Here is a 24,304-nt window from a genome sequence, read left to right as displayed (position 1 = left end):
CTCAAGTACAGCCTGCGGCTAGCTTCCTAGTTTGCTCTTTGATTTTCATTGAGTATAAAAAGGCGGTTTTAACCGCTTTTTTGCTATTCTAAAACAGATTTTCAAAACGTTTTCAATCTGTACTGTAATAGAGAATGAAGTTTTGTGAGCACATTCTTATGAAACTATAAGTAAATGTGATAAATTAGGAGTGTAAATTTACTGAATCGTTTTCAAAAAACATATAAAAGCGCTTTTATTATTCATCAAATTAACTTTTAAGGAGAGTTATCATTATGACTCAAGGGAAAATTACTGCATCAGCAGCAATGCTTAACGTATTGAAAACATGGGGCGTAGACACTATCTACGGTATCCCATCAGGAACACTCAGCTCACTTATGGACGCTTTGGCTGAAGACAAAGATATCCGTTTCTTGCAAGTTCGTCACGAAGAAACAGGTGCTCTTGCAGCGGTTATGCAAGCAAAATTTGGCGGATCTATCGGTGTGGCAGTTGGTTCAGGTGGTCCAGGTGCGACTCACTTGATCAACGGTGTTTACGATGCAGCTATGGATAACACTCCATTCCTCGCTATCCTTGGATCACGTCCTGTTAATGAACTCAACATGGATGCCTTCCAAGAATTGAACCAAAACCCAATGTACAACGGTATCGCTGTTTACAACAAACGTGTAGCTTACGCAGAGCAATTACCAAAAGTGATTGACGAAGCTTGCCGTGCTGCCGTTTCTAAAAAAGGTCCAGCCGTTGTTGAAATTCCAGTAAACTTTGGTTTCCAAGAAATCGACGAAAACTCATACTACGGTTCAGGTTCTTACGAGCGTTCATTCATCGCTCCTGCTTTGAACGAAGTTGAAATCGACAAAGCTGTTGAAATTTTGAACAACGCTGAACGCCCAGTTATCTACGCTGGTTACGGTGGTGTTAAAGCTGGTGAAGTGATTACTGAATTGTCACGTAAAATCAAAGCCCCAATCATCACTACTGGTAAAAACTTTGAAGCTTTCGAATGGAACTACGAAGGTTTGACAGGTTCTGCTTACCGTGTTGGTTGGAAACCAGCCAACGAAGTTGTCTTTGAAGCAGACACAGTTCTTTTCCTTGGTTCAAACTTCCCATTTGCTGAAGTATACGAAGCATTCAAAAACACTGAAAAATTCATCCAAGTGGATATTGACCCTTACAAACTTGGTAAACGTCACGCCCTTGACGCTTCTATCCTTGGTGATGCAGGTCAAGCAGCTAAAGCTATCCTTGATAAGGTAAACCCAGTTGAGTCTACTCCATGGTGGCGTGCTAACGTGAAGAACAACCAAAACTGGCGCGATTACATGAACAAACTCGAAGGTAAAACTGAGGGTGAATTGCAATTGTATCAAGTTTACAATGCAATCAACAAACATGCTGATCAAGACGCTATCTACTCAATCGACGTAGGTGACACTACTCAAACATCTACTCGTCACCTTCACATGACACCTAAGAACATGTGGCGTACATCTCCACTCTTTGCGACAATGGGTATTGCCCTTCCTGGTGGTATCGCTGCTAAGAAAGACAATCCAGATCGCCAAGTATGGAACATCATGGGTGACGGTGCATTCAACATGTGCTACCCAGACGTTATCACAAACGTTCAATACGACCTTCCAGTTATCAACGTTGTCTTCTCAAATGGTAAATATGCCTTCATCAAGGACAAATACGAGGACACAAACAAACACTTGTTTGGTTGTGACTTCCCTAATGCTGACTATGCGAAAATCGCTGAAGCGCAAGGTGCTGTAGGATTCACTGTGAACCGTATCGAAGACATCGATGCAGTTGTTGCAGAAGCTGTTAAACTCAACAAAGAAGGTAAGACAGTTGTGATCGATGCTCACATCACTCCACATCGTCCACTTCCAGTAGAAGTACTTGAGTTGGATCCAAAACAACACTCAGAAGAAGCAATCAAAGCCTTCAAGGAAAAATACGAAGCAGAAGAACTCGTACCATTCCGCCTCTTCTTGGAAGAAGAAGGATTGCAATCACGCGCAATTAAATAATTTCTCTCGTCGAAAATCAAATTTTAAATTTGTAGAATTTATTCTTTGATTTTCATAGAGTGAAACTTAAAAAGATCGGAGCAATCCGGTCTTTTTCTGGAGGATAGTTAATGAATTTAAATCAATTAGATATCATCGTTTCAAGTATTCCTCAAGTCTGTGCTGACTTGGAGCGTATTTTGGATAAACAGGCAGATTATGTTGATCAAGGCTTTGCTCAGTTCACGATTGGCAGTCATTGTCTAATGTTGTCCCAAAATCATTTGATTCCTTTGGAAGATTTTCAGTCAGGTATCATTCTTCACATTGAGATTGAGGATCTAGAGCAGAATTACCAACGTTTAAAAGAGAGAGGTGTCGAGATTTTACACGGTCCTTGTGAAACGGATTGGGGAACAGAGTCCTTATTAGTTAAAGGTCCTGCTGGTCTAGTGCTTGATTTTTATCGTATGAAATAAGGGGCTTAGTCATTTGAAGATAACCTTAACTATTCTTAAAACAGAATGTGAGAATATGAACTATTGAAAGATCGGAGCAATCCGGTTTTTTTTCTGTTATGCGATTTTCAGTCCGTCTCGTTCCATTAGGTGCGAGACAAAAAACCACCCGCTGACGGGTGGTTATGATTTCTACACTTATTGTTTGGCTTCCTGTTTTAATTGTTGCACCTGTTCCTTGTACTGGAGAAGCTCCTTGTCTTTTTTATGGATAGTCGTTTCTGCTTCAGCAATGCGGCTTTTCAGCTCTTGAGTCTTGCCATGGTGATAGCTAAAACCAATAGCACTACCAACAATGATCCCGATTACTAGACAAGTAAAAATCACCAAAATCAAGGGAGCAGATAGTTGTGTAAAGACAAGACTGACAGTTACTGTTTGACGATTGAGCAGACCAAAGGAGATCACAATGACTAATAAGATCAAACCGCCAATTAGATAAGCCTTATCTTTCAGTGACAATTCATTAAATTTTTTTAGCATAAGTTCCTTTTCTCCTGACTATGTTGATAGAAAATTACACACCATTTAGGTATTAACAAAATTCATTTTACTAGAAAATTTCGATACTGTCAATAATTTCTAACAGCTTATTTACCATCAATCGATTCATTGAAAAGGAGTATTCATTTTCTAATATTTGATTGACTAAACAGATCGGAGCAATCCAGTCTTTTTTCTGTTCCCTCTTTCTTCTCACAAGATTGTGATAGTTTACATCTTTATAACAAAAGCTTCAAAGTCTTGATTGTTTTGAAAGAAGATTATAAAATAAGATTCAGTAAAAATGAAATAGGTTTTGAAAATAACTGAAAAACAAATGAAAATGTTAGGTTGGGTAGCGACCTTTATGTCTGTTATGATGTATATGTCTTACTTCCCACAAATCATGGACAATCTGGCTGGTCAAAAAGGAAATTTCATTGAGCCCTTGGTTGCAGCGATCAACTGTAGTCTATGGGTCTACTACGGTCTTTTCAAAAAAGAAAGAGATATCCCCCTTGCAGCAGCGAATGCACCAGGTATTATTTTTGGCCTAGTAACCGCTATCACAGCTTTGATTTAAAAGGAACAGAGGAGACTAGTTTTCAGTCTTCTTTTTTTGTTTCCGGGGAGGCTATTTGCTTTTTCGAGAGGATAATTTTTTAAAAAACAATCTGATCAACTTAAATAGTAGAATAGTATCAGTATGTCACAGTATTTTATAAGAAAAGGTTTCAGAATGAGCTATAATATAAGTAAATGAACAAGCAAATAAGAAAGTTGAGTAGACTTATGACCGAAAAACTGACTTTTCCGGATGGTTTCGGCTGGAACAGGCGAAATGAACAAGCGCTATGGCTTTATCTATGTGGATCGAGATAACGCAGGAAATGGGACTCTCAAACGTAGCAAGAAGAAATCCTTCTACTGGTACAAGGATGTCATTGCTAGTAATGGTGCAAGCATTGAGTAGAACTCATTTTTTCACTATTTTTATAAAATCTTCTCCCTTCTTTATAAGATAGAAAAAAGAGTTCAATTAGGACTCTTTTTTTGCTATAATGAGGGTGAAAAATCAGACAGGAGATGAAACATGTCAGAACCATTATTTTTAAATTCCGTTATGCAAGAAAAAATCTGGGGAGGTACCAAACTTCGTGATGAGTTTGGCTATGACATCCCGAGCGAAAAGATTGGTGAATATTGGGCAATCTCAGCTCACCCAAATGGTGTTTCCAAGGTAGCCAATGGTCGCTTTGAGGGAATCGACTTAGCTACTTTGTATGCGGAACACCGTGAGTTATTTGGCAACCGTCCAGAGCCAGTATTTCCACTTTTAACAAAAATCCTTGATGCCAATGACTGGCTCAGTGTTCAAGTTCACCCAGATGATGCTTATGGCCTAGAGCATGAGGGCGAACTCGGAAAAACAGAATGTTGGTACATTATTGCTGCAGATGAGGGTTCAGAAATTATTTACGGCCATAACGCTAAGTCAAAAGAAGAACTCCGCCAGCAAATCGAAGATAAAAACTGGGATGCCTTGTTAACAAAAGTTCTTGTAAAAGCTGGAGATTTCTTCTATGTTCCAAGTGGAACCATGCATGCTATTGGAGCAGGTATCTTGATCCTTGAAACGCAACAGTCTAGTGATACAACCTACCGTGTTTATGACTTTGACCGCAAGGATGATAATGGTAACTTGCGCGAGCTTCACCTTGAAAAATCCATCGATGTTCTAAATATTGGTGAGCCTGCTAACAGCTGTCCTGTAACCGTCAAAGCAGATGATTTGCGTTCAACTCTCCTTGTATCCAATGAATTCTTCGCAGTCTACAAGTGGGAAATCACTGGAAAAGTTGACTTTGAAAAAACAGCTGACTATAGCTTGTTTAGTGTCTTGACTGGTCAAGGGAAACTAACTGTAGACGGTAAGGAATATCCAATTCAAAAAGGTAGCCACTTTATCCTTCCAAGCGATGTTGAAGCTTGGACACTTGAAGGACAAGATTTGGAATTGATTGTTAGTCATCCATAATATAAAGTAAGGACTTGAGGAAAAAACTCAAGTCCATTTTTATAGTTACATAAACTGGGCGATAAAGACCACGATGATAATAATTGGGATGATAAAACGAAGAAGGAAGAGCCAGACTTGGAAAAGTCCTTGTTTCCATGGTGTTTCATCAAGGTGCAATTCCTCCATAGCGAGTGCTTTTTTGAAGACGTAGCCTGTAAAGAGGGACAAGCAGAGTGCACCAAAGGGCATGAGGAGATTAGAAACCAAGAAGTCCATGGCATCAAAGAAGGTCTTCCCAAAGATTTGAACATCCGCCATGACACCATAGGATAGGGCTGAGGGGATACCAAATACAAAAGTTAAACCCCCTAAAATCATACTCCACTTGGCACGTTTACGATTGTCCTGATTGGTGATGTTGCCTACATTGATTTCCAGCATTACGACAGAAGAAGTGACTGTCGCAAAGAGGAAGAGCAAGAGGAAGAGGATGTAGAAAATACTTCCAAAAGGCATCTTATCAAAGAGTTGTGGCAAGACAATAAAGAGGAGACTTGGACCACCTTCAGACTGGATGTTAAAGGCTGACATAGCTGGGAAAATAGCTAATCCTGCCATGATGGATACAGAGATGTTCATGGCAACGATGGACATACCTGATTGGACCAGATTGGTTTTCTTATCCAAGTAAGAAGCATAGGTCAACATGGCAGTAACACCGAGCGATAGTGCAAAGAAAGATTGTCCCAGAGCATAGAGGAGTCCGGTGCTTGTCAGTTTTGAAAAGTCAGGTTTGAGGAAGTAAACTACACCTTCCATGGCATTTGGCAAGCTGAGAGAGCGTCCAATGATAATGACAAAGATGATAAAGAGCAGGGGCATCATAACTTTCGATGCTCTTTCAATTCCTTTTTGAACTCCTTTAGATACGATAAAGATGTTGAGGAAGATAAAGAGGGCTTGGGAACCAAGGGCAATCCATGGATTTGAAATAATGTCTGTGAAGAGCTGGGCATAATCACTGCTAATCCCAACTTGGAAGGCTTTAGCAATAGCGATACCTAGATAAACTAAAACCCATCCACCAATAACACTATAAAAAGATAGGAGGATGAAAAGAGCAAAGGCACCGATCCAACCAATAAAATTGTAGTTCTTGTTATCGCCCAATTTTCCAAATGTTTTGATTGCTGACACGCCAGCGCTCCGACCGAGGGCAAATTCAGCGAGCAAGAGGGGGAATCCAATCAATAGTGTCGAGATGAGAAAGACAAGTAAAAATCCTCCTCCACCATTGGCTGCAGTCATGTATGGAAACTTCCAAACAGCTCCAAGACCAATAGCAGAACCAGCAGACGCAAGGATGAAGCCCAGTTTCGAGCCCCATTGCGATTTTTCAGACATAGTAAAACTCCGATCTATTTTTTAAAATAAGAAAAGGCTACTTGAGTTGTCAAATAGCCTTCTCTCAATGACTCTTTATGAGCTTTTTATTTGATTGATAGACTTGATTATCCTATCATGATTTTTGAAGTCTGTCAAGAAAATCAATTTTACGTTTTCATAAATCTTAATAAAATACTTGACTCTCCCCAAAGGGGAGGGTATATACTAATTATGTGAGGAGGAAATCATGTACCATATCAAAGAAGCTGCGCAGCTTTCAGGCGTTTCTATCAAAACACTTTACCATTATGATAAGATAGGACTTTTGGTCCCGTTAAAGTCAGAAAATGGCTATCGGACCTATAGTCAAGAGGATTTAGAACAACTACAGATTATCCTTTATTACAAGTATCTAGGTTTTTCTTTAGAAAAAATAGCAGAGCTATTGAAGGAAGAAAAGATGAACTTGTTACCACATTTGACGAGACAGTTGGATTACCTGACTCGAGAAAGACAACATCTGGATACCTTAATTTCAACCTTACAAAAAACTATTCAAGAACAAAAAGGAGAAATAAAAATGACCATTCAAGAAAAATTCACTGGATTTAGCTATCAAGACAATCAAAAATACCACCAAGAGGCAGTAGAGAAATATGGCCAGGAAGTCATGGACCAGGCTCTCGAGCGTCAAAAAGGACGAGAGGATGAAGCTACAACAGCCTTTAATCAAATCTTTCAAGCCTTGGCACAAAATCTACAATCTGGTCTGCCGATAACAGCATCTGAAAACCAAGAGGAAGCAGCCAAGCTCTTGCAAGCCATTCGTACCTATGGATTTGACTGTTCGATGGAAGTCTTCGGTCATATCGGAAAAGGCTATGTCTATAATCCAGAGTTTAAGGAAAATATTGACAAATTTGGCTCAGGAACAGCTCAGTACACATCAGATGTTATTGCCCACTATGTAAGCACACAAACTCGATAAAACTCAAAGACTAAGCTAAGGCTGACAAAGCCAGTAACAGAAATTTATACTCTTCGAAAATCTCTTCAAACCACGTCAGCTTTATCCGCAACCTCAAAGCTGTACTTTGAGCAGCCTGCGGCTAGCTTTCTAGTTTGCTCTTTGATTTTCATTGAGTATTAGTAGTAGGACACAGACCTAGCTTGAAGATTAGACAAGCTAAAAATCGGCGGAGATACCTCTGCCGATTTACTGTTATTTGAGTTGGTAAGACCAGTCTTCCCCATCCTTATAGTAAAAGAACTCACTGAGGTCTTCTTCCAAAAAAACACGAAGCATATCAGACATATCCTCAGTAGCCAGTTTAAGATGAGATAGATTTTCAAAATCCTCCCACCAGACTTTTCCTTCGTCTGAAGATTGGAGCTCCCCAGTAAAGTGTTCAGTTTTGTAAAAGAGGACAACATAGCGATAATCTGCATCATCATACCAATCTTTGATACCACTGAGCTGAGGTTTAGAAATGGTCAGACCAGTTTCTTCCTCCACTTCACGAATGACAGCATCGACAAAGGATTCGCCACGTTCAACATGGCCGCCAGGAAAAGTAATGCCAGGCCAGTCAGGACTAACTCGGTCTTGGACCAGAACCTTGTCTCCATTTTTAATCATGCACATATTGACAAATTCGACTGATTCTCTTCTGTTCATCTTATTTTTCCTATTTTGTTAGTAATTTTTCTACCACGTTTAACTTTCGCATGGTCAGATCAACGCCGAACAGCTTTTCGAGATAGTTGGTATTAAGCTTTTTTCTTTTTGCAGTTCTAGGGAGATAGAGGTAAAGACAATGGTTGCCGATACAAATTTCTTCTTCACCATAGTCACTATCCAATTTTTCAAATGGTAGACTTGGGATAGCATTCTGGAAAAGAATTATATGTATACGGTCATAAAGATAGTGTTCTCCAAACGGATTTTCTTGGACAATTTTTGTAAAATCACTCTTATTTTTAATGACCATTTTCAAGTCGGCTCCGATTTTTTCTTTTATTAGAGTATGGACTTGTTCTCGTATTTCTTCTATGGCTAAGTCGCTTTCAAGAATAATATTTCCACTTTGAATATAAGTTCGAACGTGTTGAAAACTAGCCTCTGTTAAGATATCTACCAGATAAGACATTTTAGGGATAGCATTTTGTCCATTCGGTGTAACACCTCTCAGTAAAATAATATGTTCCAAAATAGCTCCTTTCTTATCCAATATCTTTAGATACTATATCATTTATAGTTCTAGTTTGAGCCTGCCACCCAGCCAGTACAGAGGGCAGAAGTGATGTTAAATCCCCCCGTATGGGCATTGATATCTAGTATCTCACCAGCAAAGTGGAGTCCAGGTACTAGCTTACTTTCCAGTGTTTTGGGATTGATTTCCTTGAGACTAACACCGCCTTTGGTAACAAAGGATTTAGCCAAGGACATTTTACCAGTCACAGGGATTTTAAGTGCCTTGATGGACTGGACAAGTTGGTCGCGTTCTTTTTCGGTTAGTTGTTTGACTTTTTCAGGATATCCTTGGACAAAAAATTCTGCCAAGCGTTCAGGGAGCAAGGTTTTTAAGGCATTTTTCAAGGATTTCTCACGGTTTTCTTCTAGAAAGTCTACTAAGTCACCTTCTGAAAGTTGTGGCAAGACATCCAGGGAGAGAATTTCTCCACCCTTGACAAAGCTAGACATGCGTAGTGCAGCAGGACCTGACAAACCAAAGTGGGTAAAGAGCAGGTCATGGGTGATGACGTGCTTGCCATAGCTTAGGGTTACATCGTCTAGGGAAATTCCCTGCAAGGCCTTATGCGGGAAATCAGTCAACAATGGACTTTCAGCAGCTTCGAGTTCGGTAATAGTGTGTTTGAAATGGCGGGCGATTTCATGACCAAAACCAGTAGAGCCAGTAGAAGGATAGGATTTTCCACCTGTTGTGACAATGAGTTTATCACAAGTAAAGATTTGATCTGCAGACTTAAGGACAAACTGGTCGTCAATCTTTTTAACAGAAACAATCTCTGTTTGAGTGGCAACTTGCCCACCTAGCTCCATGATTTTCTTTTCCAAAGCTTCGATAATGGTTCGAGATTTGTCGCTGGCTGGAAAGACGCGGCCATGGTCTTCGACCTTGAGTTTTACGCCATTTTCAGTAAAAAAGTTGATGATATCATGGTTATCAAACTGGGAGAAGACGCTGTATAGAAAGCGGCCATTCCCAGGGATGCCAGCTAATAGGTCATCTAGAGTTCCATTATTGGTAATGTTACAGCGACCACCACCAGTACCAGCTAATTTTTTTCCAAGTTTTCGATTTTTTTCGATGAGAAGTGTTTTCTGCCCATAAAAGCTACTGGAAATGGTAGCCATCATACCAGCAGGGCCTCCCCCGATTACAATAGTGTCAAAATGTTTCATAAAAGTATTGTACCATAAAAAAACAAGAGATGATAAGTCATCTCTTGTTTGATTTATTAGTCAATTTCATATCCCATGAGGAGTCCACCTTCTTCTGCATAAAAACTGCAGAGTCCAGAGGTTGGGATAATCTTGATTTCAGCTTGTGGGAATTTTTCACGCAAGAGTTCTGAGAGTTGTTGGCAGAATTTATCATTACTGCGGTGAGCCATGACGATACGCCCACCAGCGTAGCCAGCCTTGATTAACTCTTCATAAGCAGCTTGGAGGGACTTCTTAGCACCACGAGCCTTTTGTAGGAGTTCTAAGGTTCCAGTTTCACTTGCTTCCCCGACCATACGAATATTAAGGAGCCCAACAACTGTACCGATCAGCTTACTCAAGCGACCATTCTTAACCAGATTATCAACCTTAGCGAGAACGAACAATAACTTAGTTTTTTCTTGGTAGGCAGTAATAGCATTAACCACTTCTTCAAAAGAAAGTCCTTGGTCAATCAAGTCATTGATTTTCTCAACGATTAGATCAACTTCCCCACCAGCAGACAAGCTGTCAATAACATGAATCTGAGTATCAGGATGTTCTTCGAGATAGAGATTCTTAGCTAATTGAGCGCTGTTTTGACTACCAGAAAGAGTTCCGGTAATGGTCACTACAAAAATATGTTTTGCCCCTTCAAATGCTCGCAAGTAATCATCAGGGCTAGGACAAGCTGATTTTGAAGCTTCAGAAGTTGAATACATGGTTTCCATCATTTTGTCAATATCAAGACTAGCATCGTCAATAAAGACTTGATCAGCCACTTGAATGGTTAAGGGAACACTGATGAATTCAGTATCAATTGCTGGATTTGCCAGTTGACGATAATCACAACCAGAGTCAGCTACAATCTTCCAAGTCATAGAAATTCTCCATCTTTATCACTTATACATTGACAAAGGTTCTGTCTTTTTTTACAATTATATCATGAAAAATCTTAAAACAAAAGTCTCGTCACTCTGTTGTCACAAGTAGAAAGGAAGTGTTATGGCCGAACGAAGAATTTCTGAAAATTCGCTTGAAAATCTCAGAAAATCCAATCAAGAATCCAATTTACTGACCAGAGAAGCTATCGAAACAGCTCTCTTGCAACTTTTGGAGAAAAAGGAATTGACAAAGATTAGCATTTCTGAGTTGGTCAAACGTGCTGGGGTTTCCCGTGCAGCCTTTTATCGAAACTATGACTCCAAAGAAGAGATTTTAGAAAGTGTCTTTAAACGTAGCGTCCATAACATCATGGAGCAATTGAGTCATTACGATGTTAAAACGGACCTCTATCTGGTTTGGGTTCGCCTCTTTAGAGAAGCCAAGAAAGAGGCTAAGGTTATTAAGCTTGCCTTGGACTACCACTTGGAAAAAATCTTTGTGCAAGCCATGCAAGAATTTTTAGAAAAATACTATGGAAAATCAAAAGGAGTCAGCTCTTACCTGCATTCTTTTTGGAGTTCTGCCATCGTATCAGTTTTGCTTAAGTGGATCAAGGATGGAATGAAGGTTCCTGCTGAAAAAATTGCAGATTTACGCCTACCATTTTTCAAAAAATAAACCAAGAGGAGAGAAGATATGACAGAAAAAAGACTGGCTTGGGATGAGTATTTTGCTGCTCAAGCTCTATTGATTGCCAATCGTTCAACCTGTAAACGCGCTAAGGTAGGAGCTGTTTTAGTCAAGGATAATAAGGTGATTTCAACAGGATACAATGGTTCTGTATCAGGAACAGAGCACTGTATTGACCACGACTGTCTGGTGATTGAGGGTCACTGTGTTCGTACCCTTCATGCAGAAGTGAATGCTATCTTACAAGGGTCAGAGCGTGGCGTTCCAAAAGGTTTCACAGCCTACGTTACACATTTTCCATGCCTCAACTGTACCAAGCAATTGCTTCAGGTAGGTTGTGAGCGTGTCGTGTATATCAATCAATACCGTATGGATGACTACGCCCAGTATCTCTATCGTGAAAAAGGTACCGAGTTGACCCATTTATCGCTAGAGACAGTACAAGCAGCTCTTCAAGAAGCAGATTTGATTTAGAAATTATAAAAAAATAGATGGTTTAGAAGGATTTTTAAACCATTTTTTGATATAATAAGAAGAATAAATTGAAAGAAGGAATTCAGAAAATGGGAAAACTTGAAGTCATTAATCATCCGCTCATTCAACACAAATTGTCAATCTTGCGTCGCACAGACACTTCTACAAAAGCTTTTCGTGAGTTAGTAGATGAAATTGCTATGTTGATGGGATATGAAGTGCTTCGTGATCTTCCGCTTGAAGACGTTGAAATCGAAACACCTATCACAAAAACAGTCCAAAAACAATTGGCTGGTAAAAAATTGGCAATTGTTCCAATCTTGCGTGCAGGTATCGGGATGGTCGATGGGCTGTTGAGCTTGGTTCCAGCAGCCAAAGTTGGACATATTGGTATGTACCGTGACGAAGAAACTCTTCAACCAGTAGAATACTTGGTTAAATTACCTGAAGATATCGACCAACGTCAAATTTTTGTGGTTGACCCTATGCTTGCAACAGGTGGTTCTGCAATCTTGGCTGTTGATTCCCTCAAAAAACGTGGAGCATCAAACATCAAATTTGTCTGCCTTGTATCTGCTCCAGAAGGTGTAAAAGCTCTTCAAGAAGCTCACCCAGATGTAGAAATCTTTACAGCAGCTTTGGATGAACGCTTGAACGAACATGGCTATATTGTTCCAGGTCTTGGTGACGCTGGAGACCGTTTGTTCGGAACTAAGTAAAATTCTAAGCTTACCCTAAAACTGTTCATTAGTTTTAGTCTAGAAAGGAGGTTAAATTTTTGTGTCTGTTTTTAGGATAGAGCAAAAATTTGACCTTTTTTGACCAAAAAGATATAATAGTCCTGTATCAAGTCGCTTGACTAGGAAATTTAGAAATCAGAAGGAGAAATGAATGATTCCTGTAGTTATTGAACAAACAAGTCGTGGAGAACGTTCATATGACATTTACTCACGTCTTTTAAAAGATCGTATCATTATGTTGACTGGACCAGTCGAAGACAATATGGCCAATTCAGTTATCGCCCAATTGCTTTTTTTGGATGCCCAAGATAGTACAAAAGATATCTACCTTTATGTAAATACTCCAGGTGGTTCTGTATCAGCTGGTTTGGCAATCGTTGATACTATGAACTTTATCAAGGCAGATGTCCAAACCATTGTTATGGGGATGGCTGCTTCAATGGGAACAATCATTGCTTCAAGTGGAGCAAAAGGCAAGCGTTTTATGCTTCCAAATGCCGAGTACATGATTCACCAACCGATGGGTGGTACAGGTGGTGGTACACAGCAAACAGATATGGCGATTGCTGCTGAACACTTGCTTAAAACTCGTAAAACTTTGGAGCAAATTCTTGCAGATAATTCTGGTAAATCAGTTGAGCAAATCCATGCAGATGCTGAACGTGATTACTGGATGAGCGCTCAAGAAACACTTGAATATGGTTTCATTGATGAAATCATGGCTAATAATTCTTTGAATTAAACTACTAAAGCAAGCTCGACTGAGCTTGCTTTTTTTGATATAATAGTAAGAAGATTGTTAGAAGGAAGTTGTAATATGTTTCAAAAAGAGAATCGGTCTGGTCTGATTATCTACCTATACTATAATCGTGATGCAAAAAAAATCGATCATTATGGTGATATTTGTTACCACTCAAAAAAACACCGTTATCTGCAACTTTATGTCCCAACAGAAGAAGTGGAAGAACTGGTTAGCCGTTTAGGAAAAGAGAAATTTGTCAAAAAAGTGAGACGATGTCATATCCAAGAATTGGAAACTCCCTTTGTTGGTAGTCTCTACAGAAATAACGAAAACGTTATCATGTAAAAATTCAGATAAATGTGTTGACAATTTTCTGATAATTCGGTATATTCTTAACATGTAATTTAAATTAAGAAATTAAAAGGAGATAAACATGAAGAAAAAATTTGCCTTGTCACTTGTAGCTCTTGCAAGTGTGGCTGTTTTAGCAGCTTGTGGAGAAGTGAAGTCAGGAGCTTCAAACTCAACTGGTAACCCAGTGGATGAGAAAGTCGTTAAAATTGGTTTCAACTTTGAAGAAACTGGTGCTGTAGCATCTTACGGTACATCTGAACAAAAAGGTGCCCAACTTGCAGTTGATGAAATTAACGCAGCAGGTGGTATCGATGGAAAACAAATCGAAGTAGTAGACAAAGATAACAAATCTGAAACTGCTGAAGCTGCTTCAGTTTCAACAAACCTTGTTACTCAATCTAAAGTAGCAGCAATCGTAGGACCTGCAACTTCAGGTGCAACTGCAGCAGCAGTAGCAAATGCTACACAAGCTGGAGTTCCATTGATTTCTCCAAGTGCTACTCAAGATGGTTTGACAAAAGGTCAAGATTTCCTTTTCATCGGAACATTCCAAGATAGCTTCCAAGGGAAAATCATTTCTAACTATGTTACAAACAAGTTGAACGCTAAGAAAGTAGTCTTATATACAGATAACTCAAGTGACTACGCTAAAGGAATTGCAAAATCATTCCGTGATTCATTCTCAGGCGAAATCGTAGCAGATGAAACATTTGTATCAGGTGACACTGACTTCCAAGCAGCTTTGACAAAAATCAAAGATAAAGACTTTGATGCAATCGTATTGCCAGGTTACTATACAGAAGCTGGTAAGATTGTAAACCAAGCTCGTGGTATGGGAATTGATAAACCAATCATCGGTGGTGATGGATTCAACGGTGCAGAATTTGTTCAACAAGCAACAGCCGAACGCGCATCAAATATCTACTTCATCTCAGGTTTCTCAACTACTGTAGAGGTTTCAGATAAGGCAAAAGCCTTCCTTGAAGCTTACCGTGCAAAATACAACGAAGATCCTTCAACATTTGCAGCTCTTGCTTATGACTCAGTTTACCTTGTAGCTAATGCAGCAAAAGGTGCAAAAACTTCAGTTGATATCAAGAACAATCTTGCTAAAACACAAAACTTCGAAGGTGTTACAGGTCAAACAAGCTTTGATGCAGATCACAACACTGTGAAAACAGCCTTCATGATGACCATGAATAATGGTAAAGTAGAAGCGGCAGAAGTCGTAAAACCATAATTATAGATATTGTAAATGGGGAATGAGCTTTTACTCACTCCCTGTTTCGGTGTTTATGAAAGGATTATTTTTTTATAAAAATCCTAAAAATAATAATTAGAAAGAGTGAACCATATGCTTCAACAACTTGTCAATGGTCTAATCTTGGGTAGTGTCTATGCGCTACTAGCCCTAGGTTATACTATGGTTTATGGAATTATCAAGCTCATTAACTTTGCCCATGGTGATATTTACATGATGGGGGCTTTTATGGGTTATTTTTTGATTAATTCCTTGCAATTAAATTTCTTTGTTGCCTTGATCTTATCGATGATCGGTACAGCGATTCTCGGTGTTATCATTGAGTTCCTAGCTTATCGTCCATTACGTCATTCAACTCGAATCTCTGTATTGATTACAGCTATCGGGGTATCCTTCTTACTGGAGTATGGAATGGTCTATCTGGTAGGTGCCAATACACGTGCCTTTCCTCAAGCAATCCAAACAGTGCGTTATGACTTGGGACCAATCAGTCTAACAAATATTCAATTGTTGATTTTGACTGTCTCACTTGTTTTGATGGTTCTTCTACAACTCATCGTACAAAAAACCAAGATGGGGAAAGCCATGCGTGCCGTTTCTGTAGATAGTGATGCTGCTCAGCTGATGGGGATTAACGTGAACCGTACAATCAGTTTCACCTTTGCATTGGGTTCAGCTCTAGCTGGTGCAGCGGGTGTCTTGATTGCACTTTACTATAACTCTCTTGAACCATTGATGGGAATGACTCCAGGTATAAAATCATTCGTGGCTGCCGTTCTTGGTGGTATCGGAATTATCCCTGGTGCAGCTCTGGGTGGCTTTGTTATTGGTCTTTTGGAGACATTTGCTACCGCCTTCGGAATGTCAGATTTCCGTGATGCCATCGTGTATGGAATCTTGCTCTTAATCTTGATTGTTCGCCCAGCTGGTATCCTCGGTAAGAATGTGAAAGAGAAGGTGTAAACAATGAAAGAAAATTTAAAAGTTAATATTCTATGGTTATTCCTTTTGTTGCTTGGATATGGTTTGATTAGCCTATTGGTTTCTGTAGGAGTCTTGAACCTTTTCCATATTCAGATTATTGAACAAATCGGTATCAACATTATTCTAGCAGTAGGTCTTAACCTTATCGTTGGGTTCTCTGGTCAGTTTTCACTTGGACATGCTGGATTTATGGCTATTGGTGCCTATGCAGCAGCCATTATCGGATCAAAATCTCCAACCTATGGTGCATTCTTTGGAGCTATGTTGCTCGGTGCAATCATTGCTGGTCTGGTTGCCTTGGTCGTTGGAATTCCTACCCTACGTTTGAAAGGGGATTATCTTGCGGTTGCGACACTTGGTGTTGCTGAAATTATTCGTATCTTCATTATTAATGGTGGAAGCCTTACAAACGGTGCTGCTGGTATTTTGGGGATTCCTAACTTTACAACTTGGCAAATGGTATATTTCTTTGCTGTGATTACAACGATTGCTACTCTCAATTTCCTTCGTAGTCCTATCGGGCGTTTAACTTTATCTGTTCGTGAAGATGAGATTGCTGCTGAGTCAGTAGGGGTAAATACTACAAAAATTAAAATCATCGCTTTTGTTTTTGGTGCTGTTACTGCAAGTATCGCAGGTACTCTTCAGTCAGGATTTATCGGATCAGTCGTACCAAAAGATTATACGTTTATCAATTCTATCAATGTCTTGATTATCGTTGTATTTGGTGGTTTAGGATCCATTACAGGGGCAATTGTTGCGGCGATTGTTCTTGGAATCTTGAACATGCTCCTTCAAGACGTGGCCAGCGTTCGTATGATTATCTATGCTTTGGCCTTAGTACTCGTTATGATCTTCAGACCAGGTGGTCTTCTTGGGACATGGGAATTGAGCCTATCACGTCTCTTTAAAAAAGGTAAGAAGGAGGGACAAAACTAATGGCATTACTTGAAGTAAAAAATTTAACCAAACATTTTGGTGGTCTGACAGCCGTTGGGGACGTCACTCTCGAATTGAACGAAGGTGAACTTGTTGGTTTGATTGGACCGAATGGTGCTGGAAAAACAACCCTCTTCAACTTGTTGACAGGTGTTTATGAACCAAGCGAAGGGACAGTAACCTTGGATGGTCACTTGTTAAATGGCAAGCAACCCTATAAAATCGCATCTCTTGGTTTAGGGCGTACCTTCCAAAATATCCGCCTTTTTAAGGACTTGACAGTTTTGGATAACGTTCTGATTGCATTTAGCAACCATCATAAACAACATGTTTTTGCGAGTTTCTTGCGCTTACCAGCTTTTTATAAGAATGAAAAAGAATTGAAAGCTAAAGCCTTAGAATTACTAAAAATCTTTGATTTGGATGGAGATGCTGAAACTCTCGCTAAAAATTTAGCCTATGGTCAACAACGTCGTTTGGAAATTGTTCGTGCTCTTGCTACAGAACCTAAAATCCTTTTCTTGGATGAGCCTGCAGCGGGTATGAATCCACAAGAAACTGCAGAATTGACTGAGTTGATTCGTCGCATCAAGGATGAATTCAATATTACTATTATGCTGATTGAACATGATATGAACTTGGTTATGGAAGTTACTGAGCGTATCTATGTTCTTGAGTACGGGCGTTTGATTGCTCATGGAACACCAGATGAAATCAAGAGTAATAAACGTGTTATCGAAGCTTATCTAGGAGGTGAAGCCTAATGTCTATGTTAAAAGTTGAAAACCTCTCAGTACACTACGGTATGATTCAAGCTGTACGTGATGTGAGCTTTGAAGTAAACGAAGGAGAAGTTGTTTCCCTTATCGGTGCCAACGGGGCTGGTAAAACAACCATCCTTCGTACCTTGTCAGGACTTGTTCGCCCAAGTTCTGGTAAAATTGAATTTTTGGGACAAGAAATCCAAAAGATGCCTGCACAAAAAATTGTGGCATCAGGACTTTCTCAAGTACCAGAAGGACGTCACGTCTTCCCTGGTTTGACAGTTTTGGAAAACTTGGAGATGGGAGCCTTTCTTAAGAAAAATCGTGAAGAGAATCAAGCAAATTTAAAGAAAGTCTTTTCACGTTTCCCTCGTCTGGAAGAACGTAAAAACCAAGATGCAGCTACCCTTTCTGGTGGTGAACAACAGATGCTTGCTATGGGACGTGCGCTTATGTCAACGCCTAAACTTCTTCTCTTAGATGAACCATCAATGGGGCTTGCACCAATTTTCATCCAAGAAATTTTTGATATCATCCAAGATATTCAAAAACAAGGGACAACTGTTCTTTTGATCGAGCAAAATGCCAATAAAGCACTAGCCATCGCAGATCGAGGCTATGTTCTTGAAACAGGTAAAATCGTTCTTTCAGGAACAGGTAAAGAACTCGCAGCATCAGATGAAGTCAGAAAAGCATATCTAGGTGGCTAAAAAGGTCCGGGGGACCTTTTTAGTCGGCAGATAGAGATTGCTTGGCAATCATCAGAACCAGTGGATTGTTTTAGTCGGCAGATAAAGATTACGCCAGCAATCTACATTAGTCCGGGGGACCTTTTTAGTCGGCGGATAGAGATTGCTTGGCAATCATCAGAACCAGTGGATTGTTTTAGTTCGCGGGAAAGATTACCAAACAAATTACATAATCATAAGATTGAGGGCTCTAATATAGAGCTCTTTTTATAGTATTTCAGAGTTTTCAGAATCTTGAAAAAGAGATGAAAGCGTTTGATTGATTTTCGTAAAAAGTGTATAATAAAGCTATAAACATAAAGGAGAGTTCCTATGGCAGTTAAAGATTTTATGACACGTAAGGTCGTATATATTAGCCCAGATACGACTGTAGCACATGCAGCAGACTTGATGCGCGAACAAGGTTTGCATCGTCTTCCTGTTATTGAAAATGATAAATTAGTTGGTCTAGTAACAGAAGGAACAATTGCTGAAGCCAGTCCATCAAAAGCAACGAGTCTTTCAATCTTTGAGATGAATTACTTGCTCAATAAAACAAAAGTAAAAGACGTCATGATTCGTAATGTTGTAACTGTCTCCGGTTATGCAAGTTTGGAAGATGCAACCTATCTTATGCTGAAAAATAAGATTGGAATCTTGCCAGTTATTGATAATGAACAAGTCTATGGTGTCATTACTGACCGTGATGTATTCAGAGCCTTTCTTGAAATTTCTGGTTATGGCGAAGAGGGAATCCGTGTTCGTTTTATCACAGAAAATGAAGTTGGGGTACTTGGGAAGATTGTTTCTTTAATCGTTGAGGAAAATCTTAATATCTCTCATACTGTTAATATTCCACGTAAAGATGGTAAGATTGTTATCGAAGTTCAAATTGAGGGAATGGTTGATCTAGCTACCTTTAAACAGAAATTTGAATCTGAGAATATTCAGGTTGAAGAAATTACACAAACTTTAGCAAAAAAACTGTAAAAAATAAAATAGAAGCAGTTTTTACTTGCTAAAAAAATTTTTTTCTAGTATAATAATTTATTGTGAGCAAACCTCACTTACCCCTTGCAAAGTCTTGGGGTCATTAGACCAAAAGGAGGAACATATCAATGGCTAAATACGAAATTCTTTATATCATTCGTCCAAACATTGAAGAAGAAGCGAAAAACGCTTTGGTAGCACGTTTTGACTCTATCTTGACTGACAACGGTGCAACTGTTGTTGAATCAAAAACATGGGAAAAACGTCGTCTTGCATACGAAATCCAAGATTTCCGCGAAGGACTTTACCACATCGTTAACGTTGAAGCAAATGATGATGCAGCTCTTAAAGAGTTTGACCGTCTTTCAAAAATCAACGCTGACATTCTTCGTCACATGATCGTCAAAACTGACGCGTAAGAAGGTAGATTATGATTAACAATGTTGTACTTGTAGGGCGTATGACTCGTGACGCTGAGTTGCGTTATACCCCATCAAATGTAGCAGTTGCGACTTTTACTCTTGCAGTAAACCGTACATTTAAGAGTCAAAATGGCGAACGTGAGGCTGATTTTATCAATGTCGTTATGTGGCGCCAACAGGCTGAGAATCTTGCTAATTGGGCTAAAAAAGGCTCACTTATCGGGGTGACAGGTCGTATTCAGACTCGTAGTTACGATAACCAGCAAGGACAACGTGTCTACGTGACGGAAGTCGTGGCTGAGAATTTCCAAATGTTGGAAAGCCGTAGTGTGCGTGAGGGACATACTGGTGGAGCTTATTCAGCACCAAGTTCAAATTATTCAGCACCTACTCAATCAGTACCTGACTTTTCACGTGATGAAAATCCATTCGGAACAACGAATCCTTTGGATATTTCAGATGATGATTTACCATTCTAATGGACAATTAATACTATAAAGGAGAAAAAAACATGGCTCAACAACGTCGTGGCGGATTCAAACGCCGTAAAAAAGTTGATTACATCGCAGCAAACAAAATTGAATATGTTGATTACAAAGATACTGAGCTTCTTAGCCGTTTCGTTTCAGAACGTGGGAAAATCCTTCCTCGTCGTGTAACTGGAACTTCAGCGAAGAACCAACGTAAAGTAACAACAGCTATCAAACGCGCTCGCGTAATGGCTTTGATGCCTTTCGTAAACGAAGATTAAAAAAAGACCCGGGTGGGTCTTTTTTTCAGGTCCAGTGGACCTCTTTTTCAGATTTTTATAGGATTTTGTTAGAAAGGATTCCCTGTTGACCTAGTAAGATTCTTTTGTCTTACTAGGTCTTTTCTTTTAATCTTTATTATCGTGCTATAATGGTATGAGAAAGTTTTAAAGGAGCAACTTATGAAGACGACATGTTCAATTAGAAAAATGCAAGAATCTGACATTAAAGATCTATCTCGAGGATTTATCAGCCAAGGTTGGCCAGGTAGAGAGGAAATTTTGGCTAGATATTTTCTGGAACAGGAAAGTGGGGAGAGAGAAGTCTTAGTTGCAGAGATTGATGGTGCTGTAGCGGGCTACGTTACCATTTTGCCCTCTGCTAAACATGGTCCTTTTGCAGAAGTCTATCCAGAATTATCAGATTTTAATGTGTTTGAACCTTTTCGAAATCAAGGGATTGGGAATCAACTGCTAGAAGAAGCAGAAAAACGAGTCAAGTTTGTTTCGAGTAAGGTCACTCTTGGTGTAGGTTTGCACTCAGGATATGGACCCGCCCAGAGATTGTATATCAGACGGGGCTACATTCCAGATGGGACAGGTGTCTGGTATCGAAATCAACTCTTGGAAATGAATGCAACTAGCCAAAATAATGATGATTTGGTTTTGTATCTAGTAAAGGAATTCGGATAAGAGACAAGGATTTTATTGGGGATGTGGGATTTCTCTACTTTATGGTATAATGGAAAGAGTGAATTGAAGGAGGTAATGAGATGGATGCGAAATTAAGATATAAGGCAAAAAAGATAAAGATTGTTTTTTTTGATATTGATGATACTTTGCGAAACTCAAAGACTGGCCTTATTCCGGCGACAATTCCCACTGTTTTTAAGCAGTTGCGAGAGAAAGGGATTTTAACAGGTATCGCCTCTGGGCGAGGGATTTTCGGTGTCGTTCCAGAGATTCGTGATCTCAAGCCTGACTTTTTTGTTACTCTGAATGGTGCCTATATTGAGGATAAAAAAGGTCAAATCATTTATCAGCATCAGATTGCCAAAGAAGATGTGAAAGAATACATTTCTTGGACAAAACAAGAGGGGATTGAATATGGTTTAGTTGGCAGTCATGCTGCTAAACTCTCCACTAGAACTGAGTTGATTAGTGAGGCCATTGATCCAATCTATCCTGACTTGGATGTTGATCCTGATTTTTATGAAAAAGAAGACATCTATCAGATGTGGACTTTTGAGGATCAGGGAGATGACCTGACTTTGCCTGAAAGTTTAGCATCGACTTTGCGTATGGTACGCTGGCATGAACATTCGTCAGATGTTGTACCAATTTCAGGTTCAAAAGCAGCTGGTGTAGCAAAAGTCGTAGAGCATTTGGGCTATAAACCAGAAAACGTCATGGTCTTTGGAGATGAACTCAATGATTTGGAGCTTTTTGACTATGCAGGTATCAGCATTGCAATGGAAGTATCTCATGAAAAAATCAAAGAAAAAGCAGATTATATAACGAAAACACTAGAAGAAGATGGCATTTTTGATGCCTTAGAAAGATTTGGTATGGTAGAAAAAGAATTACATTTGCCACAAGTAGATATTGAAACAGCGGAAGGTCCGATTGCGACTATTAAAACAAATCATGGAGACATGCGTATTAAGCTTTTCCCTGAAAAGGCTCCCAAAACAGTAGCCAACTTTATCGCTCTGTCAAAAGATGGTTACTATGACGGGGTAATTTTCCACCGTATTATTAAAGACTTTATGATTCAAGGTGGAGATCCAACTGGAACTGGTATGGGTGGCGAATCAATCTATGGTGAGTCATTTGAAGACGAATTTTCAGAGGAACTTTACAACATCCGCGGAGCCCTTTCTATGGCTAATGCTGGACCAAATACCAACGGTAGCCAGTTCTTTATCGTGCAGAACCAACACTTGCCTTATTCTAAGAAAGAAATTGCTCGTGCTGGCTGGCCAGAACCAATTGCTGAGATTTATGCAGAACAAGGTGGAACTCCTCACCTAGATGGTCGTTACACAGTATTCGGTCAACTTGCAGATGAAGAGTCTTACGCTGTATTGGATACTATTGCAGGAGTTGAGACAGGTGCTATGGATAGACCGGTTGAAGATGTCGTAATCGAAACGATTGAAATCGAGGATTAAGATGAAAATTGGTGATAAGTTAAAAGGGCGAATTACAGGAATTCAATCCTATGGTGCTTTTGTAGAATTAGAGAATGGTACTACAGGGTTAATTCATATATCTGAAATTCGTACAGGATTTATTGAGAATATCTATGATGTACTGAAAATCGGTGAAGAAGTTCAAGTCCAGGTTGTCGATTTGGACGAATATACAGGGAAATCAAGTCTTTCTATTCGGACTTTGGAAGAAGAGAAACATCAGTTGCCAAGACGGAGACGTTTTTCAAGTGACCGTGTCAAATACGGATTTGCTCCTTTGGCTCGCATGATGCCTATCTGGACTAAGGAAGCTATCTCTAATCTAAATAAGAAAAAGTCTTAATTGATTTTTTCTCTCTTGAAATGTTAATATAGTTTGTTATAATAGAAGTATGGTAGAAGAATTATTAAAATCAGGAGAGAGAATCAATCAGCTCTTTTCTACAGATATCAAAATTATTCAAAATAGAGAGGTTTTCAGCTATTCGGTGGATAGTGTACTTTTGTCACGCTTTCCTCGCTTTCCTAAAAATGGCTTGATAGTGGATTTTTGTGCGGGTAATGGAGCTGTTGGACTTTTTGCCAGTAGTCGTACTAAGGCGAAAATTCTGTCTGTTGAAATCCAGGAACGATTGGCGGATATGGCAGACCGGTCAGTCCGATTAAATGGCTTAGAAGAACAGATGCAGGTCATTTGTGATGATTTGAAAAATATGCCTGCTTACATTCAGGGAAGTAAGGTTGATTTGATTTTATGCAACCCTCCCTATTTTAAGGTGGACCCCAATTCTAATCTGAACGAGAGTGAGCACTATTTGTTGGCTCGGCACGAAATTACGACCAATCTTAAGGAAATCTGTCGTAGTGCCCAAAGTATTCTCAAATCCAATGGGCGTTTAGCTATGGTTCATCGTCCAGATAGATTATTAGATATCTTAGATACGCTTCAACAGCATAATCTAGCTCCAAAGCGTCTGCAATTTGTTTACCCTAAATGGGAGAAGGAAGCCAATATGCTTTTGATCGAGGCTATCAAGGACGGCTCCACTAGTGGTTTTAAGGTTCTGCCACCACTCATTGTTCATAATGATGATGGTTCCTATACTCCAGAAATTCAAGAGATTTACTATGGATCATAAGGCTTACATGTATGTGGTAGAGTGTTGTGATGGTACCTACTATACTGGCTATACAACGGATGTCAAAAAAAGAATCGCCGTTCACAATAGTGGTAAGGGAGCTAAGTATACACGAGCTCGGTTGCCAGTAAAACTTATCTATGTAGAAGGTTTCGATAGTAAAGAAGAAGCCATGTCAGCCGAAGCGCTTCTAAAACGTAAGAAGAGGCCACAGAAGGAAAGATTTTTATCTGAAAACCAAGATAGAAATTTACTCATACTCAATGAAAATCCAAGAGCAAACTAGGAAGCTAGCCTTAGGTTTCTCAAAGCACTGCTTTGAGGTTGTAGATAAGACTGACGAAGTCAGTCACATATATAATCC

The 24,304-nt window shown here is 39.5% G+C and carries 30 protein-coding genes and 1 pseudogene; 25 read left to right on the top strand and 6 right to left on the bottom strand.

Annotation, left to right across the window (positions count from 1 at the left end):
* Positions 1 to 275 precede the first annotated feature (275 nt).
* Together spxB and ADM33_RS03120 are read left to right on the top strand one after the other, a co-directional pair.
* The gene (spxB, locus tag ADM33_RS03125) at positions 276 to 2,051 is read left to right on the top strand and encodes a pyruvate oxidase (RefSeq protein ID WP_049503130.1); all 1,776 of its coding nucleotides are present in this window, start codon (positions 276 to 278) and stop codon (positions 2,049 to 2,051) included.
* A 110-nt stretch (positions 2,052 to 2,161) separates the two neighbouring features.
* The gene (locus tag ADM33_RS03120) at positions 2,162 to 2,509 is read left to right on the top strand and encodes a VOC family protein (RefSeq protein ID WP_020901924.1); all 348 of its coding nucleotides are present in this window, start codon (positions 2,162 to 2,164) and stop codon (positions 2,507 to 2,509) included.
* Between the two features lie 177 nt (positions 2,510 to 2,686).
* Here the strand turns inward: ADM33_RS03120 and ADM33_RS03115 are convergent, their stop codons facing one another.
* Positions 2,687 to 3,031, bottom strand: coding sequence for a LapA family protein (locus ADM33_RS03115; RefSeq protein ID WP_049503129.1), 345 nt, complete (start codon positions 3,029 to 3,031; stop codon positions 2,687 to 2,689).
* Between the two features lie 322 nt (positions 3,032 to 3,353).
* Between ADM33_RS03115 and ADM33_RS03110 the strand changes: the two genes are divergently transcribed.
* The 3 genes and pseudogenes from ADM33_RS03110 (at position 3,354) to manA (ending at position 5,069) form a co-directional block, all read left to right on the top strand.
* On the top strand, positions 3,354 to 3,614 hold the full coding sequence (locus ADM33_RS03110) for a SemiSWEET family transporter (RefSeq protein ID WP_025170330.1): 261 nt from the start codon (positions 3,354 to 3,356) through the stop codon (positions 3,612 to 3,614).
* Positions 3,615 to 3,848: 234 nt separating this feature from the next.
* A pseudogene (locus tag ADM33_RS10800) lies at positions 3,849 to 4,004 on the top strand (family 1 glycosylhydrolase); the annotation flags it as partial.
* A gap of 120 nt (positions 4,005 to 4,124) precedes the next feature.
* Positions 4,125 to 5,069 carry a mannose-6-phosphate isomerase, class I gene (gene manA, locus ADM33_RS03105; RefSeq protein ID WP_049503128.1) on the top strand — a complete coding sequence of 315 codons (945 nt, stop codon included), beginning with the start codon at positions 4,125 to 4,127 and terminating at the stop codon, positions 5,067 to 5,069.
* Positions 5,070 to 5,114: 45 nt separating this feature from the next.
* Here the strand turns inward: manA and ADM33_RS03100 are convergent, their stop codons facing one another.
* Complete coding sequence (locus ADM33_RS03100) at positions 5,115 to 6,455, bottom strand: sodium-dependent transporter (protein ID WP_049503127.1); 1,341 nt, start codon at positions 6,453 to 6,455, stop codon at positions 5,115 to 5,117.
* Between the two features lie 229 nt (positions 6,456 to 6,684).
* Between ADM33_RS03100 and ADM33_RS03095 the strand changes: the two genes are divergently transcribed.
* Positions 6,685 to 7,425, top strand: coding sequence for a MerR family transcriptional regulator (locus tag ADM33_RS03095; protein ID WP_049503126.1), 741 nt, complete (start codon positions 6,685 to 6,687; stop codon positions 7,423 to 7,425).
* 234 nt (positions 7,426 to 7,659) lie between these two features.
* Here the strand turns inward: ADM33_RS03095 and ADM33_RS03090 are convergent, their stop codons facing one another.
* The 4 genes from ADM33_RS03090 to ADM33_RS03075 are packed head-to-tail and all read right to left on the bottom strand — an operon-like array spanning position 7,660 to position 10,766.
* Positions 7,660 to 8,115 carry an 8-oxo-dGTP diphosphatase gene (locus tag ADM33_RS03090; RefSeq protein WP_049503125.1) on the bottom strand — a complete coding sequence of 152 codons (456 nt, stop codon included), beginning with the start codon at positions 8,113 to 8,115 and terminating at the stop codon, positions 7,660 to 7,662.
* Positions 8,116 to 8,125: 10 nt separating this feature from the next.
* Entirely contained in the window at positions 8,126 to 8,647 is a 522-nt protein-coding gene (locus ADM33_RS03085) for a DUF1697 domain-containing protein (RefSeq protein ID WP_049503124.1), read from the bottom strand.
* Between the two features lie 50 nt (positions 8,648 to 8,697).
* Positions 8,698 to 9,864 carry an NAD(P)/FAD-dependent oxidoreductase gene (locus ADM33_RS03080; RefSeq protein WP_049503123.1) on the bottom strand — a complete coding sequence of 389 codons (1,167 nt, stop codon included), beginning with the start codon at positions 9,862 to 9,864 and terminating at the stop codon, positions 8,698 to 8,700.
* A gap of 56 nt (positions 9,865 to 9,920) precedes the next feature.
* Complete coding sequence (locus ADM33_RS03075; RefSeq protein WP_049503122.1) at positions 9,921 to 10,766, bottom strand: DegV family protein; 846 nt, start codon at positions 10,764 to 10,766, stop codon at positions 9,921 to 9,923.
* Positions 10,767 to 10,890: 124 nt separating this feature from the next.
* Here ADM33_RS03075 and ADM33_RS03070 point away from each other — a divergent pair, with 124 nt between their 5' ends.
* The 19 genes from ADM33_RS03070 (at position 10,891) to ADM33_RS02980 (ending at position 24,226) form a co-directional block, all read left to right on the top strand.
* The gene (locus tag ADM33_RS03070; RefSeq protein ID WP_049503121.1) at positions 10,891 to 11,448 is read left to right on the top strand and encodes a TetR/AcrR family transcriptional regulator; all 558 of its coding nucleotides are present in this window, start codon (positions 10,891 to 10,893) and stop codon (positions 11,446 to 11,448) included.
* Between the two features lie 18 nt (positions 11,449 to 11,466).
* The gene (locus ADM33_RS03065) at positions 11,467 to 11,934 is read left to right on the top strand and encodes a deoxycytidylate deaminase (protein WP_049503120.1); all 468 of its coding nucleotides are present in this window, start codon (positions 11,467 to 11,469) and stop codon (positions 11,932 to 11,934) included.
* Between the two features lie 89 nt (positions 11,935 to 12,023).
* Positions 12,024 to 12,653: a uracil phosphoribosyltransferase gene (gene upp / locus ADM33_RS03060; RefSeq protein ID WP_000517029.1), complete on the top strand. Its 630-nt coding sequence runs from the start codon at positions 12,024 to 12,026 to the stop codon at positions 12,651 to 12,653.
* 172 nt (positions 12,654 to 12,825) lie between these two features.
* Positions 12,826 to 13,416 carry an ATP-dependent Clp protease proteolytic subunit ClpP gene (gene clpP / locus ADM33_RS03055; RefSeq protein WP_000613459.1) on the top strand — a complete coding sequence of 197 codons (591 nt, stop codon included), beginning with the start codon at positions 12,826 to 12,828 and terminating at the stop codon, positions 13,414 to 13,416.
* A 75-nt stretch (positions 13,417 to 13,491) separates the two neighbouring features.
* Positions 13,492 to 13,761 (top strand): YlbG family protein, encoded by a 270-nt coding sequence (locus ADM33_RS03050; RefSeq protein ID WP_049503119.1) that lies wholly within the window; start codon positions 13,492 to 13,494, stop codon positions 13,759 to 13,761.
* Between the two features lie 88 nt (positions 13,762 to 13,849).
* Positions 13,850 to 15,010 carry an ABC transporter substrate-binding protein gene (locus ADM33_RS03045; RefSeq protein WP_049503118.1) on the top strand — a complete coding sequence of 387 codons (1,161 nt, stop codon included), beginning with the start codon at positions 13,850 to 13,852 and terminating at the stop codon, positions 15,008 to 15,010.
* Between the two features lie 114 nt (positions 15,011 to 15,124).
* Positions 15,125 to 15,994 (top strand): branched-chain amino acid ABC transporter permease, encoded by an 870-nt coding sequence (locus tag ADM33_RS03040; protein ID WP_000941435.1) that lies wholly within the window; start codon positions 15,125 to 15,127, stop codon positions 15,992 to 15,994.
* 3 nt (positions 15,995 to 15,997) lie between these two features.
* Complete coding sequence (locus tag ADM33_RS03035; protein WP_000662278.1) at positions 15,998 to 16,954, top strand: branched-chain amino acid ABC transporter permease; 957 nt, start codon at positions 15,998 to 16,000, stop codon at positions 16,952 to 16,954.
* A complete protein-coding gene (locus ADM33_RS03030) occupies positions 16,954 to 17,718 on the top strand; it encodes an ABC transporter ATP-binding protein (RefSeq protein ID WP_049503117.1) in 765 nt (254 codons plus the stop codon). The genes ADM33_RS03035 and ADM33_RS03030 overlap by 1 nt, the downstream gene beginning before the upstream one ends.
* Positions 17,718 to 18,428, top strand: coding sequence for an ABC transporter ATP-binding protein (locus tag ADM33_RS03025; RefSeq protein ID WP_000062222.1), 711 nt, complete (start codon positions 17,718 to 17,720; stop codon positions 18,426 to 18,428). Before ADM33_RS03030 ends, ADM33_RS03025 begins: the two co-directional genes overlap by 1 nt.
* A 351-nt stretch (positions 18,429 to 18,779) precedes the next feature.
* A complete protein-coding gene (locus tag ADM33_RS03020) occupies positions 18,780 to 19,436 on the top strand; it encodes a CBS domain-containing protein (protein ID WP_049503116.1) in 657 nt (218 codons plus the stop codon).
* Between the two features lie 128 nt (positions 19,437 to 19,564).
* Complete coding sequence (gene rpsF / locus ADM33_RS03015) at positions 19,565 to 19,855, top strand: 30S ribosomal protein S6 (RefSeq protein ID WP_001151786.1); 291 nt, start codon at positions 19,565 to 19,567, stop codon at positions 19,853 to 19,855.
* A gap of 11 nt (positions 19,856 to 19,866) precedes the next feature.
* The gene (gene ssbA, locus ADM33_RS03010; RefSeq protein ID WP_000609604.1) at positions 19,867 to 20,337 is read left to right on the top strand and encodes a single-stranded DNA-binding protein SsbA; all 471 of its coding nucleotides are present in this window, start codon (positions 19,867 to 19,869) and stop codon (positions 20,335 to 20,337) included.
* Positions 20,338 to 20,369: 32 nt separating this feature from the next.
* A complete protein-coding gene (gene rpsR, locus ADM33_RS03005; protein WP_000068664.1) occupies positions 20,370 to 20,609 on the top strand; it encodes a 30S ribosomal protein S18 in 240 nt (79 codons plus the stop codon).
* 180 nt (positions 20,610 to 20,789) lie between these two features.
* A complete protein-coding gene (locus ADM33_RS03000; protein WP_049503115.1) occupies positions 20,790 to 21,299 on the top strand; it encodes a GNAT family N-acetyltransferase in 510 nt (169 codons plus the stop codon).
* An 80-nt stretch (positions 21,300 to 21,379) separates the two neighbouring features.
* Positions 21,380 to 22,780, top strand: coding sequence for a bifunctional Cof-type HAD-IIB family hydrolase/peptidylprolyl isomerase (locus ADM33_RS02995; RefSeq protein ID WP_049503114.1), 1,401 nt, complete (start codon positions 21,380 to 21,382; stop codon positions 22,778 to 22,780).
* 1 nt (position 22,781) lies between these two features.
* Positions 22,782 to 23,144 carry a S1 RNA-binding domain-containing protein gene (locus tag ADM33_RS02990; protein ID WP_049503113.1) on the top strand — a complete coding sequence of 121 codons (363 nt, stop codon included), beginning with the start codon at positions 22,782 to 22,784 and terminating at the stop codon, positions 23,142 to 23,144.
* 49 nt (positions 23,145 to 23,193) lie between these two features.
* Entirely contained in the window at positions 23,194 to 23,940 is a 747-nt protein-coding gene (locus tag ADM33_RS02985; RefSeq protein WP_049503112.1) for a tRNA1(Val) (adenine(37)-N6)-methyltransferase, read from the top strand.
* Positions 23,930 to 24,226 carry a GIY-YIG nuclease family protein gene (locus ADM33_RS02980; protein WP_049503111.1) on the top strand — a complete coding sequence of 99 codons (297 nt, stop codon included), beginning with the start codon at positions 23,930 to 23,932 and terminating at the stop codon, positions 24,224 to 24,226. Before ADM33_RS02985 ends, ADM33_RS02980 begins: the two co-directional genes overlap by 11 nt.
* Positions 24,227 to 24,304 lie beyond the last annotated feature (78 nt).

The sequence above is a fragment of the Streptococcus oralis genome (assembly GCF_001075875.1).
Classification (GTDB): domain Bacteria; phylum Bacillota; class Bacilli; order Lactobacillales; family Streptococcaceae; genus Streptococcus; species Streptococcus oralis_I.
The sequence above is the reverse complement of the archived record's forward strand: the minus strand, read 5'-3'. Positions and strand labels throughout refer to the sequence as shown.

Excerpts from the sequence above, each read along its gene's own strand:
- spxB (WP_049503130.1), top strand. The coding sequence starts at position 276 with ATGACTCAAGGGAAAATTACTGCATCAGCAGCAATGCTTAACGTATTG.
- ADM33_RS03120 (WP_020901924.1), top strand. The coding sequence starts at position 2,162 with ATGAATTTAAATCAATTAGATATCATCGTTTCAAGTATTCCTCAAGTC.
- ADM33_RS03115 (WP_049503129.1), bottom strand. The coding sequence starts at position 3,031 with ATGCTAAAAAAATTTAATGAATTGTCACTGAAAGATAAGGCTTATCTA.
- manA (WP_049503128.1), top strand. The coding sequence starts at position 4,125 with ATGTCAGAACCATTATTTTTAAATTCCGTTATGCAAGAAAAAATCTGG.
- ADM33_RS03100 (WP_049503127.1), bottom strand. The coding sequence starts at position 6,455 with ATGTCTGAAAAATCGCAATGGGGCTCGAAACTGGGCTTCATCCTTGCG.
- ADM33_RS03095 (WP_049503126.1), top strand. The coding sequence starts at position 6,685 with ATGTACCATATCAAAGAAGCTGCGCAGCTTTCAGGCGTTTCTATCAAA.
- ADM33_RS03090 (WP_049503125.1), bottom strand. The coding sequence starts at position 8,115 with ATGAACAGAAGAGAATCAGTCGAATTTGTCAATATGTGCATGATTAAA.
- ADM33_RS03080 (WP_049503123.1), bottom strand. The coding sequence starts at position 9,864 with ATGAAACATTTTGACACTATTGTAATCGGGGGAGGCCCTGCTGGTATG.
- ADM33_RS03075 (WP_049503122.1), bottom strand. The coding sequence starts at position 10,766 with ATGACTTGGAAGATTGTAGCTGACTCTGGTTGTGATTATCGTCAACTG.
- ADM33_RS03070 (WP_049503121.1), top strand. The coding sequence starts at position 10,891 with ATGGCCGAACGAAGAATTTCTGAAAATTCGCTTGAAAATCTCAGAAAA.
- ADM33_RS03065 (WP_049503120.1), top strand. The coding sequence starts at position 11,467 with ATGACAGAAAAAAGACTGGCTTGGGATGAGTATTTTGCTGCTCAAGCT.
- upp (WP_000517029.1), top strand. The coding sequence starts at position 12,024 with ATGGGAAAACTTGAAGTCATTAATCATCCGCTCATTCAACACAAATTG.
- clpP (WP_000613459.1), top strand. The coding sequence starts at position 12,826 with ATGATTCCTGTAGTTATTGAACAAACAAGTCGTGGAGAACGTTCATAT.
- ADM33_RS03050 (WP_049503119.1), top strand. The coding sequence starts at position 13,492 with ATGTTTCAAAAAGAGAATCGGTCTGGTCTGATTATCTACCTATACTAT.
- ADM33_RS03045 (WP_049503118.1), top strand. The coding sequence starts at position 13,850 with ATGAAGAAAAAATTTGCCTTGTCACTTGTAGCTCTTGCAAGTGTGGCT.
- ADM33_RS03040 (WP_000941435.1), top strand. The coding sequence starts at position 15,125 with ATGCTTCAACAACTTGTCAATGGTCTAATCTTGGGTAGTGTCTATGCG.
- ADM33_RS03035 (WP_000662278.1), top strand. The coding sequence starts at position 15,998 with ATGAAAGAAAATTTAAAAGTTAATATTCTATGGTTATTCCTTTTGTTG.
- ADM33_RS03030 (WP_049503117.1), top strand. The coding sequence starts at position 16,954 with ATGGCATTACTTGAAGTAAAAAATTTAACCAAACATTTTGGTGGTCTG.
- ADM33_RS03025 (WP_000062222.1), top strand. The coding sequence starts at position 17,718 with ATGTCTATGTTAAAAGTTGAAAACCTCTCAGTACACTACGGTATGATT.
- ADM33_RS03020 (WP_049503116.1), top strand. The coding sequence starts at position 18,780 with ATGGCAGTTAAAGATTTTATGACACGTAAGGTCGTATATATTAGCCCA.
- rpsF (WP_001151786.1), top strand. The coding sequence starts at position 19,565 with ATGGCTAAATACGAAATTCTTTATATCATTCGTCCAAACATTGAAGAA.
- ssbA (WP_000609604.1), top strand. The coding sequence starts at position 19,867 with ATGATTAACAATGTTGTACTTGTAGGGCGTATGACTCGTGACGCTGAG.
- rpsR (WP_000068664.1), top strand. The coding sequence starts at position 20,370 with ATGGCTCAACAACGTCGTGGCGGATTCAAACGCCGTAAAAAAGTTGAT.
- ADM33_RS03000 (WP_049503115.1), top strand. The coding sequence starts at position 20,790 with ATGAAGACGACATGTTCAATTAGAAAAATGCAAGAATCTGACATTAAA.
- ADM33_RS02995 (WP_049503114.1), top strand. The coding sequence starts at position 21,380 with ATGGATGCGAAATTAAGATATAAGGCAAAAAAGATAAAGATTGTTTTT.
- ADM33_RS02990 (WP_049503113.1), top strand. The coding sequence starts at position 22,782 with ATGAAAATTGGTGATAAGTTAAAAGGGCGAATTACAGGAATTCAATCC.
- ADM33_RS02985 (WP_049503112.1), top strand. The coding sequence starts at position 23,194 with ATGGTAGAAGAATTATTAAAATCAGGAGAGAGAATCAATCAGCTCTTT.
- ADM33_RS02980 (WP_049503111.1), top strand. The coding sequence starts at position 23,930 with ATGGATCATAAGGCTTACATGTATGTGGTAGAGTGTTGTGATGGTACC.